Here is a 12,713-nt window from a genome sequence, read left to right on the forward strand (position 1 = left end):
TTACGACGGAGCGACACAGATGAAATTCTCGCTGTTTGTGCATATGGAACGGCTAGAAGCCGGGCAGAGCCATACTGAGCTTCTGAACGAGTTGGAGGCCCTGGTGAAGCTGGCCGAAGAAGGCGGTATGCAAGCCGCCTGGATTGGCGAGCATCATGGCATGGAGTTCACCATTGCGCCGAACCCGTTTATCCAGATCGCATATCTGGCACCGAAGACGACGAAGATCCGGCTTGGCACCAGTTCGGTCATCGCGCCGTTCTGGCACCCGATCAAGCTGGCGGGCGAAACGGCGATGACGGATGTCATCACCGGCGGCCGACTGGAGTTGGGGATCGCACGCGGGGCTTACAGCTACGAGTATGAGCGGCTGCATCCAGGGCTGACGCCGATGGAAGCGGGCCTGCGGATGCGCGAATTGGTGCCTGCGGTGCAGAAGCTGCTGCAGGGCGATTACGAGCATCAGGGCGAATATTGGCAGTTTCCAAAAACCAGCGCCGTACCGCAACCGGTGCAGCCGGGCGGGCCGCCGATGTGGGTGGCCGCACGGGACCCTAACTCACACGAATTCGCAGTGCGGACAGGGTGCAATGTGCAGGTGACCCCCCTGGCCAGCGGGGATGTGGAAGTGGAAAGCCTGATGCAGCGCTTCAATGCCGCCTGTGAGGCCAACCCAGAGGTGAAGCGCCCGCAGATCATGCTGCTGCAACATACTTATGTGGCCTCCGATGAGCCCGATGCCGCGCGCGGAGCGGAGGAACTGAGCCGCTTCTATTGCTATTTCGGTGCCTGGTTTTTGAACAAGCGGCCGGTAACGCGAGGTGCTATGGAAAGGATGACGCCAGAGGAAATGGCCGCTATGCCGCAATTTTCACCGGAGGCAGTGCGGAAAAACCTCGTCATTGGCACTGCAGATGAGGTGGTGGCGCGGCTCAAGAGTTATGAGGCGCTGGGCTATGACCAGTTCAGCATGTGGATTGATAGCGGCATGAGCTTCGCGCGCAAGAAAGCCTCTCTGCTGCGCTTCATTAAGGAGGTGATGCCGCATTTCCAGGAAGTGCACGAATATGCCTGAGTTGACGCGTTTCCAGCACTACATCGCCGGAAAATTTGAGGATGCCGGGGCGTGTTTCGAGAGCCTGGATCCTGCCACAGGTAAGCCTTGGGCGCTGATGCCCGCCGCTTCCGCCCAAGATGTGGACCGGGCCGTGCATGCCGCTGACGCGGCGCTGCACGATCCCGCTTGGGCTGGGCTGACTGCCACGGCACGCGGAAAGCTGCTATTCCGGCTGGGAGATTTGCTCGCGGCAACGGCACCGCGCTTGGCGGCGCTGGAAACACGGGATACGGGCAAGATCATTCGTGAGACCGGCGGCCAGATTGCCTATATCGCGGAATATTTCCGGTTTTACGCCGGGCTGGCGGACAAGGTGATGGGCGTTTCCGTGCCGGTGGACAAGCCGGACATGGATGTAACGCTGCGTCGTGAGCCGGTGGGCGTGGTGGCGGCCATGGTGCCGTGGAACTCGCAGCTCTTTCTGGCGGCGGTAAAGTTGGGCCCTGCACTGGCGGCGGGCTGTACAGTGGTGTTGAAAGCCGCTGAGGACGGCGCTGCGCCGTTGCTAGAATTCGCCCGCGTGGTGCATGAGGCCGGGTTCCCGCCTGGCGTGGTAAACATCATCACCGGCACTGGGGCGGAATGCGGGCAGGCGCTGACCACGCATCCGCTGGTTTCGCGCATAGCCTTCACTGGCGGGCCGGAGACGGCGCGGCATATCGTGCGTAACTCCGCCGCCAACCTCGCTGCGACGACGCTGGAACTGGGAGGGAAATCACCCGTGCTGGCCTTTGACGATGCGGACGTTGACAATGTGGTGAGCGCCGTAATCGCCGGGATTTTCGCAGCCAGCGGCCAAAGTTGTGTGGCGGGCTCCCGCCTGCTGGTACAAAGACCGCTGCTTGCGACGGTATTGAAGAAGTTGAAAGCAAGGGCCGAACAAATTGTAATCGGCGATCCCTCCAGTCCGGATACGCAGATGGGACCGCTAGCTACCGCCCGGCAACGGAAGCGGGCTTTAGAACTGATCAAGGCCAGCCTAGAATATGGGGCAGATCTGGTCACGGGCGGCGCGGTGCCGGAAGGCTTTGGCGAAGGGTTTTATCTGCGACCAACGATCCTGCTTTGCCATAAGCCCGAGACACCTTGCCTGTGCGAGGAGTTTTTCGCCCCCGTGTTGAGCGTAATGGCGTTTGATACTGAGGATGAAGGGCTGAGGCTGGCGAATGATTCGAAATTCGGTCTGGCGAGCGGCTTATTCACAAAAGACTTGGCCCGCGCGCACCGGCTCTCGCGTCAGTTGCGGGCCGGGGTGGTGTGGATAAATACGTACAGGGTCATCTCCCCCTTGGTTCCCTTTGGCGGGTATAAGGAAAGTGGGCTTGGCCGTGAAGGCGGCACTGAGTCGATTCTCGATTACACACGTACGAAATCTGTATGGATCAATCTCTCCGACGCACCGTTACCAGACCCGTTTGTAATGCGGTGAAGCATTGGAAGGTATAATAGCATGATTGTTGAAAATCAGTATTTTCGGGAGGCCATGGCACGGCTAGGCGCTGCGGTAAATATTGTAACTACTTCAACCCCCGAGGGTGATATGGGGTTCACGGCTTCCGCTGTTTGCAGCGTGACCGATACGCCCGCGACAATTCTGGTGTGCATGAATAAGAGCAGCAGAATTGCTGGAGCATTCCGGCAGGCGGGGCCGCTATGCGTGAATGTTCTCAATGCCGATGGCGAGCAGCTTTCGCGTATTTTTGCTGGGCAGCAGGGTCTGAGCATGCCGGAACGCTTCGCCCAGACAGCTTGGCAGCGCCTTTCAACCGGTGCTCCGGTCCTGGAGGATGCCGCCGCCGCGCTGGATTGCCTGATCTCCAACATCGTTGAAGTTGGCACGCATCAAGTGATGTTCTGCGACGTGCAGGAGATTAAACTATACCCGGCCGCATCAGGGCTAGTCTATCATCAACGCCGCTATCACCGTCTTGAAACAGCTCAAGGGGCTATTTGAGCAAGCTTTGCCATTATGGTGTTGCTTATAAATTAGCCGACACACGCAAAAAATAAGCAATTTCTGAAGCGTCACTTCTGGTTTTGATCTAGACCTCCCCCCGAAAGACTGTTGCCGTATAGCTCAAGCCGTTGGCACAGCTTTTGCTCAGCATATCCATCGTAAAGGCTGCTAGGGTTCCGGCTGGGCATTTGTCCGGTGGCTGGTCCGAGAGCAGCGGTCATGCGGGAGACATTCGCATGATGCACGGCGGGACAAAAGCCCGGGAGAGCCAAGATGCGCGGGATACGCATCAGCTCTCTTTGTATCCCTCGCATCGCTGAAGGCTGGTTGTTCAACGATGGGAGACTATTAATGCTAACTCGTAAGACTTTTCTTAAATCCGGCGCTGGGCTGGCTGCAGCTGCAACTATAGCGCCTGCCCTGCCCGCACGCGCAGCCACCAAAAAGAAATTCACTTTGGCCTGGACCGTTTATGTTGGCTGGATGCCTTGGCCATGGGCCGCCCAGCAAGGCATTGTAAAAAAATGGGCCGACAAATACGGCATTGAGATCGAAGTGGTGCAGGTTAGCGATTACGCCACCTCCATCAATCAATATACATCCGGCATGTTCGATGCGCTGACAATCACCAACATGGATACGTTGGCTGTACCTGCCGTAGGTGGAGTGGATTCAACCTCTATCATCACCGGAGACTATTCCAATGGCAATGATGCCGTCATCTTGAAAGGCAAGACAAAGTTCGAGGATATCAAGGGCCAAAAAATCAATATCGTTCAATATTCTGTCTCTCAGTATTTGTTGGATCGAGGGCTTCAGCTGCATGGCATGACTGAGCGCGACGTTAGGCTCGTTAATACGTCTGATGCCGATATGGCAGCAGCATTTCTTACTCCGGACGTAACAGCGGTTGTAACGTGGAACCCTATTGTTGAGCAGATTGATGCTGACAAGGGAGCTCATAACGTATTCAACTCTTCGCAGATTCCAGGCGAGATTCTTGATCTAGTAATCGTCAACTCCAAAACGCTGGACGCAAATCCTGAATTTGCTAAGGCGTTGTGTGGTATTTGGTACGAGACGCTAGGCATTATGTTGTCTGATACGCCAGAAGCGAAGAAAGCGCAGGCTGAAATGGGCCAGCTTTCCGGCACTGATTACGCAGGCTTCGCAAGCCAGCTTAAAACCACACATCTTTTCTCTAGTCCCGAGAAGGCAGCCGATTTTACCAAGGGATCACAACTCATCGCCACAATGGACCATGTACGGCAATTCTTGTTTGCTTGGGGTATGTTAGGTCAGGGTGCTGCCTCCCCGAATGTCGTTGGCATCGAATTCCCCAGTGGCCATGTTCTAGGTGATACTAAAAACGTAAAGTTCAGGTTTAACGCGGAATATATGGCAATGACCGCCGCGCATCAACTCTGATGCGGCTCATTAACCTGCATCCGGGTAAGCGAGGATCGAAAATCCTCGCCATTCTGCCCTTCGTGCTGTTGTTTGCGGCCTACCTGGCCGCCTCGGCGGCTAGGCACGAGGCCAATCCTGATGATAAGTTGCTGCCAACCTTGTCACAGATGGCCATTGCCATGAGGCGTATGGCGTTCACGCAAGACATGGCTACGGGCCAATTTCTTCTCTGGAGTGACACAGCCGCCAGTATCACGCGTCTCATTGAAGGGCTTTCAATCTCTGCTTTGATATCCTTTGTTGTTGGAATCTCGGTAGGTATGGTTCCATACCTAAAAAAATTATTGGTACCATTTGTTGCGGCGTTCTCGATGGTGCCGCCGTTGGCAGTCTTGCCAATTCTATTTATCATCGCTGGCATTGGTGAAATTTCGAAGGTTACGCTTATCGTTATCGGGACAGCTCCTTTCATGATGCGCGATCTAATTCTGCGCGTGGAAGAAATTCCAGCTGCACAAATTATCAAAGCCCAAACGCTTGGAGGTTCCTCATGGCAGATAGCACTGCGTATTGTTGTGCCGCAAATGTTGCCGCGTTTGATTGATGCCCTACGTCTATCGCTCGGCCCAGCCTGGCTTTATCTGATATCTGCGGAAGCCATCGCTGCACAGGATGGATTGGGGTACAGGATCTTTTTGGTGCGTCGATATTTCGCCATGAATATCATTATTCCTTATGTAATCTGGATTACGTTGCTCGCGTTCTTGTTTGATATCGCATTGCGCCTGATTCAGAGTTATGCATTTCCTTGGTTCGCTGGAGCGAAGTCTCAATGAGCCTTATTCAGATCAAAGATCTCTGGCAGATTTATAATGACCGTGTCGTATTAGAGAATCTGAATCTAAGCATTGTTGAAAAAAGCTTTGTCTCCATTGTTGGGCCATCAGGTTGTGGCAAGACGACGCTACTGCGTATGTTGATGAGCGAAGTGTTTTGTACACGCGGGAGTATTCTTTTTGATGGCACAAATCTTCCAAAGGAACCAACGCGCGAACGCGGAGTAGTGTTCCAGCGTTATTCCGTATTCCCGCACCTTTCGGTGCTGGATAACGTGTTGTTGCCGATAGAGCTAAGAAGCTGTCGTATCCTGGGTAAAATCCTCGGTTCCAGACGCTACAACATGAAAGAAGAAGCTCGGACAATGCTCGATCACGTTGGGTTGCTGCGCGCGGCTACGCTCTATCCAGCACAGCTCTCCGGCGGTATGCAGCAGCGCCTTGCACTGGCACAGGCGCTTATCGCCAAGCCACGTGTGCTGTTGTTGGACGAACCCTTCTCTGCACTCGACCCCGGTACACGGGCTGATATTCACGTGCTTACCAACCGTCTCTGGGAAGAGACGAAGATGACAGTGGTAATGGTTACGCATGACATCTCCGAAGCTTTTCGGCTTGGTACGCGTGTAATCGTTCTTGAGCGTCCTCTGGCGGATGATCCTACCAAGGGTGCTCGTATTACCCATGACATTCCAGTGCATCCGCGCACCAAGACCAAGACAGGAGCCATCTGATGCTCGATCTCGACAAACTTACACCGGCGCAATATCGCGAACGCTACGAAGCGCTGCAAGACGCTGCCCGCGTCCGTGCCGCCAGCCTCAGTTCGGAAACAAAATTCGTTAATATAAAATCAGAAGAAGTTTTTTTAGAGGATGCCATTCCCCCCGGCTGGTATGCAAATCTCCGCCTGCCCCGTGGCACAGGGCTTCGGATCATCAATACTTCTGGTACGCCAGGTGCAGCATTCTTTATATGGAACAAAGAAGAAGTGTCCGAAAGATTTAACGCCGGTGACACCATGAAGCTTCAATGGACCACAAACCTTACAACTGGCCGCGTATTATTTTCTGATATGGGGCGCGTGCTGGCCTCGATTGTCGCGGATAGTGGCGCAGGGCATGATGCCATCGTCGGTCCCAACGGACCCGCGCAAACAATGGGACGTAATGGGCGTGATAATCTGCGCACCGCCGCCGCTAAATTTGGTCTCTCCAGGCGAGATGTCGCCCCGGCCCTTTCGTTATTTTCTCCTGTTGCCGTTGATAGTAATGGCGTTATGCGTTGGCGTGGCAACCCGCAAGCAGGCGCAATGGTTGATTTGCGTGCGGAGATGGATCTACTGATTGTACTCTCTAACACCCCGCACGCACTCAGCCCTACGCAAGAGGCCACCGGCCACATCTCCTACATTGCTTGGCAGATGCCGGAAGCGGATTCTCAGGACCTTTGCCGTCATTTCACTGAGGAAGCCGCCCGCGGTTTTATCAACAACGACGGGTATTTTGCCAAATGACTATTATATCAGATACGAATGTTCCTGCCCGCGCTCCCTATTCTGTCGTGCTGAAAAAGGGGCAGACCATTCGCATCATAGACCTCAAAAGCCAACAGGCCGTGGATGCACTGTTCTATAACGCGCATGACTCGACAGAACGCTACTCCGCCCAGGACACGCTGGCCTTCCAGGCCGGACAAGGTGGACGTTATGACCTTAGCACCGGGTCCGTCCTACTCTCTAATGAGGGTCGGGCTATGTTGAAAATCGTTTCAGATACATGTGGTTTCCACGACACCTGCGCGGGCGCCTGCTCCTGTGAAAGCAATACCGTGCGCTTCGGTCATGAAACACGCTTCATGCACTCTTGCCGAGAAAATTTTATTACGGAACTATCAAAATATGGCATGAGTAAGCGTGACCTTGTTTCCAACGTTAATTTTTTCATGAACGTCCCTATCCGTCCCAATGGTGAACTAACGGTGGATGACGGGATTTCCGAACCGGGAGGCTATGTGGAACTGCAGGCGGAGATGGATGTACTCGTGCTGATTTCAAATTGTCCGCAGGTGAACAATCCATGTAATGGCTTCACCCCTACGCCTATTCAAATCATCATCAGTGAATAAGGTCGTCATGTTCAGTAAAGTTCTCATCGCCAATCGTGGCGAGATTCTGGATCGTGTCTGCCGTACATTGCGGGATATGGGCATAGGTTCCGTTGCCGTATATTCAGACGCCGACCGCTTCTCACCCGCTGTTTTGTCCGCAGACGAGGCTGTGCATATCGGCTCTTCTCCAGCAGCGCAGAGCTATCTGAACATTGATGCCATTATAAAAGCCTGTCGAGAGACTGGCGCCGTCGCCGTGCATCCGGGTTATGGATTCTTGTCCGAACGCGTTGAGTTTGCGGAGCGCTTGGCGGCTGCCGGAGTTAAATTTATTGGCCCTCGTCATGAACATTTGCAAGGATTTGGACTGAAGCATACAGCCCGTGCCCTAGCGCAGAAAGCCGGCGTTCCCATGCTTCCTGGCACAGGTGTGCTCTCTACTCGCGAGGAAGCCCTGGAGCAGGCTCACCGTATCACCTATCCCGTTATGCTTAAAAGTAGTGCGGGTGGTGGCGGCATTGGCATGGTGCTCTGCTATAGCGACGTAGAGTTGGCTGACAAGTATGATAGTATCGCACGCCTGGCGGCCAATAATTTTGGAAATGCTTCTCTATTTCTTGAAAAATATGTTCCTCTTGCCCGTCATGTGGAGGTTCAAATCTTTGGCGATGGCCAAGGCAATGTTGTTGCCCTTGGCGCACGAGACTGTTCTCTCCAGCGCCGCAATCAGAAAGTGGTCGAGGAAACCCCCGCCCCTAACCTGCCTGATACCACGCTGGAGGCAATGCAAAATGCTGCCATCGCACTCGCGTCTTCGGTAAATTATGAATCTGCAGGTACGGTCGAGTTCATTTACGACGCAGAAGCGCAGAAATTCTATTTCCTGGAGGTGAATACTCGCCTGCAGGTTGAACATGGCGTAACCGAGGAAGTTTACGGTGTCGATCTTGTAAGATGGATGATTGAACAAGCGGCCGGCAGCTTTATCCTTCCTGCACAAAGCGCGCTTCAGCCGCAAGGCGCGGCCGTTGAGGTGCGAATTTATGCGGAAAATCCAGGAAATCACTTCGCACCATCCAGTGGTACCCTCACAGCTTTCAAGCCGGGGCCTGGTCTGCGCGTGGATACATGGGTGGAGACTGGCACGGAAATATCCGCTTTTTATGATCCGATGCTGGCGAAATTCATTGCCCGTGGCGCTTCTCGCAGCGAGGCGATTTGCAATTTACAAGCAAGTCTGAACCAAAGCCAAATTTTTGGAATTGAGACCAACCTCGATTATCTGAAGAAAATTCTGGCGCTGCCTGAATTCGTTGCGGGCGAGATGACGACCCGCAGCCTAGAAAACTTTACATTCATCCCTTTAGTGGCGGAAGTGCTAGACCCTGGTGCGCAATCAAGTTTGCAGAGCCTGCCAGGGCGTTTAGGGTACTGGGAGGTCGGCATTCCGCCAAGCGGGCCGATGGACGACCTCCATCATACCCATGCCAATGCCTTGCTGGATAATGCAAATGATGCGGCGGTCTTGGAACTCACGCACATGGGACCCACCTTACGCTTTTTAGCAGATACGCTCATCGCCCTTTCCGGTGCTCATATGCCAGCCTTGCTGGATGACATCTCCATTCCTTACCACCAACCGGTGGCGGTAAAAGCCGGGCAAGTGTTGGAGCTCGGTATGATAGAAGGACCCGGTCAGCGAACCTATCTTGCCATCTCGGGCGGATTTCGCGCTCCAGAATATCTTGGAAGTACCGCCACCTTCGCGCTGGGCGGTTTTGGAGGTGCCACCGGTGGCGCCTTGCGTGTGGGTGATACACTGCGCTTTAACCCGCCTGTCCGGGTGCCTGATACTTTGCCCGCCCCGCCGCCTACCATTACCCACGATTGGGAACTCGCTGTTCTCTACGGCCCTCACGGCGCACCCGACTTTTTCACGGACGAAGATATTGCCACGTTATTTGGCTCCATTTACGAGGTTCACCACAACTCCGCCCGTACGGGTATCCGTTTGATCGGCCCCAAACCTAAATGGGCGCGGCTGGATGGAGGGGAAGCTGGTCTTCACCCTTCCAACATTCACGATAACGCCTATGCTGTTGGCGCCATAGATTTTACCGGCGATATGCCTATTTTACTAGGTCCAGACGGCCCGTCATTAGGTGGCTTTGTTTGTCCCGCTGTTGTGACAAAGACTGACCTTTGGAAACTCGGTCAGTTGAAGCCAGGCGACAAGATCCGTTTTGTCCGCGCCAACTCAGCTCCCGCCATCGTTTCAAACTATAAGGATGTTGTCGTCCGCCGCGCTGGCGATGAAGACTTGCTTGTCGAATTCGGCGATATGAAGCTGGATTTTGAACTTCGCTTGCGTGCCCAAGCTCTCCGTGATGCGTTGGAAGCCGCTCAGCTAAGAGGTGTTGTAGACCTAACCCCAGGTATCCGCACCCTGCAGGTGCACTTTGACTCAGTTCAGACAAACTCAGCTAAGATGATTGAGGCGATCGAGGAGATCGTCACTTGCCTACCAGCACCCGAGGACATGGTTGTAAAAGCGCGTACGATCTATTTGCCGCTGTCCTGGAATGATAGTCAGATTCGTCTTGCGATGCGGAAATATCAAGAAACGACGCGCCCAAACGCGCCTTGGTGCCCGGACAATATTGAATTTATTCGTCGTATAAATGGGCTGAAGAGCACTGACGATGTGAAGCGCATTGTCTTCGACGCCTCTTATGTCGTTCTCGGGCTAGGGGACGTTTACCTTGGCGCCCCTGTTGCCACACCTTATGATCCACGCCATCGCCTTGTAACCACTAAATACAATCCCGCCCGGCCTTGGACGCCTCAAAATGCCGTTGGCATTGGCGGGGCATATATGTGCGTCTATGGCATGGAAGGTCCCGGCGGCTATCAGCTTTTCGGCCGTACCATTCAGGTCTGGAACACGCACAGGCAGCCTGTTCCCTTTGAGTCAGGAAAACCATGGCTATTACGGCATTTCGACCGCATCCGTTTCACTGAAGTCTCCGAACAGGAACTTCTGGAAGCCCGCGAAGCCTTTCCCCACGGGAAATACCCTCTTCATATTGAGGAAAGCAGCTTTTCGTTACGTGACTATCATGCATTCTGCACTGAGAATGCCGCGGGTATTAACGCTTTTCAAACGACTCAGCGTGCGGCATTTGCCGCCGAACGTGAGGACTGGGCCGCCAAAGGGTTGAACACCTTTGAAGAACTTTACACTGCCCCAGCCGCAAAGGAAACGCCCCTGCCCTCCGGCAGCCGCGCCATAGCCGCCCCTGTGCCGGGAAGTATTTGGCAAATTCTCACTGAGCCTGGCAGCTTGGTACAGCGTGGGGATGTGGTGATGATTTTGGAATCGATGAAGATGGAAGTACGTGTTCAGGCCACCGTTTCTGGCCGTATCACCACCCTTGCCGCCGCACCCGGTCAGAGCGTTCGTGCCGGCCAACGTCTGGGCGTCATCACCATGGAGATGAATTGATGATTCCTGAACAGTTGGAATTCTCCGCAATACACGCAGCCTATGCTGATCACACACTGACCCCCACTGAACTTGTCAAGATGTTATTGGCGCGCATTGCAGCTTATCATGACAAGGCCGTCTTTATTTCTCTCGTGCCTGAGGAGTGTCTCTTAGCCGAAGCAGCTAGCCTTGAAGCGGAGGGTCCCTCCGGCAAGCCGCTCTACGGCATCCCTTATGTAGTGAAGGATAATATTGACGTAGCCGGCCTTCCCACCACTGCTGCCTGCCCAGCTTTTGCCTATATAGCCGAGAAGGATGCCACCACCGTCGCCCGCCTGCGCGCGGCTGGAGCGCTATTGCTAGGCAAGGCCAATCTGGACCAGTTTGCCACCGGGCTTAATGGAACGCGCTCACCTTATGGCGCGCCGCGTTCGGTGTTCAACTTGGCTTATGTTTCTGGCGGCTCATCCTCTGGGTCCGCTGTTTCGGTAGGCGCTGGTCTTGCTGCTTTCTCGCTAGGTACAGACACGGCAGGTTCTGGTAGGGTTCCGGCTGCGTTCAACAATCTCATTGGGCTAAAGCCTTCTATTGGCCGGCTCTCCGCTGCCGGGGTTGTTCCCGCGTGCAAAAGTCTCGATTGTATCTCAATTTTCGCCAACTGTGCGGCGGATTCTATGACTGTACTCAACGTTGCGGAAGGTTACGATCCAGCGGATGCCTATTCCCGTTCGCCATCCAACCATCCCTTACCAAACACACCTTGCCTTGGCGTGCTGGGCGCGAAGGATAAGGATTTTGCCGGGGACCGCGAAGCTGCAGCGCTCTATGAAACAGCTCTTATCCAAGCCCAGTCTCTAGGATGGGAGTTGGTGGAGATTGATTACACCCCGTTTCTGGACATCGCGGCGCTGCTTTATGGCGGTGCCTTTGTTGCTGAACGCACAGCCGCCACCCGAGCCTTCATGCAGAAACACCCGGACGATATACATCCTGTGGTCCGTGCCATCATTGAAGGCGGACATAAATTCTCCGCGGCTGATGCATTTGACGATATTTACAAGGTTCAGGCCCTACGCCAGCGTACCAGGGCCGAATTTGCCAAATGTGATGTACTCCTGTTACCTACGGCCCCTACCATTTTCACAGTAGAGGAGATGCTCGCCGAGCCGGTGAGACATAACTCCACACTCGGTATCTACACCAACTTCGTGAATCTTCTGGACATGATAGCCATAGCGCTGCCTGCCGGGTTCCGGTCAGATGGGTTGCCTTTTGGTGTCAGTTTCGTCGGTCCGGCATTTTCAGAGGCCGCGCTCTCTGGTTACGCCGACAAACTGCACAAAGCTTTAGGTGCAGGGGCAGGTTTTACTCACGCTCTGCCGCAAAGCAGTTACGAGGCCCCTGTAGACGGCGTCACCATTGTCGTCGCAGGCGCGCATCTATCTGGTATGGCCCTGAACTACGAACTGATAAGTCTGGGGGCACGCCTCGTCCGCCAGGCTGTCACGGCGCACGACTACAAGCTTTACGCCCTAGCCACTACTCCACTTAAGCCGGGACTTGCCCAAACTCCCGGCTTCTCTGGTGCCGGGATCGCCGTGGAAGTCTGGAGCCTGAGTCCGGAAGCATTTGGCCGCTTCGTTGCCGCCCTGCCAGCCCCTATGGGAATCGGGCGGGTTACATTGGACGATGGTTCAGTACATCCGGGCTTTCTATGCGAAGCCTATGCCTTGGAAGGAGCCGAAGACATCACCTCTTATGGCGGATGGCGGGCATATCTAACGGAGCGTTGAAGGA

Annotated in this window: 10 protein-coding genes and 1 riboswitch; all 10 genes read left to right on the plus strand. The window is 54.5% G+C overall.

Features of this window, described 5'->3' with window-relative positions; translation table 11 throughout:
• Positions 1-19: 19 nt before the first annotated feature.
• The 10 genes from BUB54_RS02595 (at position 20) to atzF (ending at position 12,709) form a co-directional block, all read left to right on the plus strand.
• Positions 20-1,075, plus strand: coding sequence for an LLM class flavin-dependent oxidoreductase (locus BUB54_RS02595; protein ID WP_048877889.1), 1,056 nt, complete (start codon positions 20-22; stop codon positions 1,073-1,075).
• Positions 1,068-2,546, plus strand: a complete 1,479-nt coding sequence (locus BUB54_RS02600) for an aldehyde dehydrogenase (protein WP_048877890.1) — start codon at positions 1,068-1,070, stop codon at positions 2,544-2,546. The genes BUB54_RS02595 and BUB54_RS02600 overlap by 8 nt, the downstream gene beginning before the upstream one ends.
• Before the next feature lie 21 nt (positions 2,547-2,567).
• The gene (locus BUB54_RS02605; RefSeq protein WP_048877891.1) at positions 2,568-3,071 is read left to right on the plus strand and encodes a flavin reductase; all 504 of its coding nucleotides are present in this window, start codon (positions 2,568-2,570) and stop codon (positions 3,069-3,071) included.
• Positions 3,072-3,231: 160 nt separating this feature from the next.
• Positions 3,232-3,342, plus strand: a riboswitch (guanidine-I (ykkC/yxkD leader).
• 5 nt (positions 3,343-3,347) lie between these two features.
• Complete coding sequence (locus tag BUB54_RS02610; protein ID WP_241869320.1) at positions 3,348-4,502, plus strand: putative urea ABC transporter substrate-binding protein; 1,155 nt, start codon at positions 3,348-3,350, stop codon at positions 4,500-4,502.
• Complete coding sequence (locus BUB54_RS02615; RefSeq protein ID WP_048877893.1) at positions 4,502-5,320, plus strand: ABC transporter permease; 819 nt, start codon at positions 4,502-4,504, stop codon at positions 5,318-5,320. The genes BUB54_RS02610 and BUB54_RS02615 overlap by 1 nt, the downstream gene beginning before the upstream one ends.
• Positions 5,317-6,054: an ABC transporter ATP-binding protein gene (locus BUB54_RS02620; RefSeq protein WP_048877894.1), complete on the plus strand. Its 738-nt coding sequence runs from the start codon at positions 5,317-5,319 to the stop codon at positions 6,052-6,054. Before BUB54_RS02615 ends, BUB54_RS02620 begins: the two co-directional genes overlap by 4 nt.
• A complete protein-coding gene (locus tag BUB54_RS02625; RefSeq protein WP_048877895.1) occupies positions 6,054-6,836 on the plus strand; it encodes an urea amidolyase associated protein UAAP1 in 783 nt (260 codons plus the stop codon). Before BUB54_RS02620 ends, BUB54_RS02625 begins: the two co-directional genes overlap by 1 nt.
• Positions 6,833-7,447: an urea amidolyase associated protein UAAP2 gene (locus BUB54_RS02630; protein WP_048877896.1), complete on the plus strand. Its 615-nt coding sequence runs from the start codon at positions 6,833-6,835 to the stop codon at positions 7,445-7,447. Before BUB54_RS02625 ends, BUB54_RS02630 begins: the two co-directional genes overlap by 4 nt.
• A 7-nt stretch (positions 7,448-7,454) precedes the next feature.
• The gene (locus BUB54_RS02635) at positions 7,455-10,934 is read left to right on the plus strand and encodes a 5-oxoprolinase/urea amidolyase family protein (protein ID WP_048877897.1); all 3,480 of its coding nucleotides are present in this window, start codon (positions 7,455-7,457) and stop codon (positions 10,932-10,934) included.
• Positions 10,934-12,709, plus strand: coding sequence for an allophanate hydrolase (gene atzF, locus BUB54_RS02640; RefSeq protein ID WP_048877898.1), 1,776 nt, complete (start codon positions 10,934-10,936; stop codon positions 12,707-12,709). The genes BUB54_RS02635 and atzF overlap by 1 nt, the downstream gene beginning before the upstream one ends.
• Positions 12,710-12,713 lie beyond the last annotated feature (4 nt).

Origin of the sequence: Acidocella aminolytica 101 = DSM 11237 (assembly GCF_900129125.1) — a bacterium.
In the GTDB taxonomy this organism is placed as follows: Bacteria; Pseudomonadota; Alphaproteobacteria; order Acetobacterales; family Acetobacteraceae; genus Acidocella; species Acidocella aminolytica.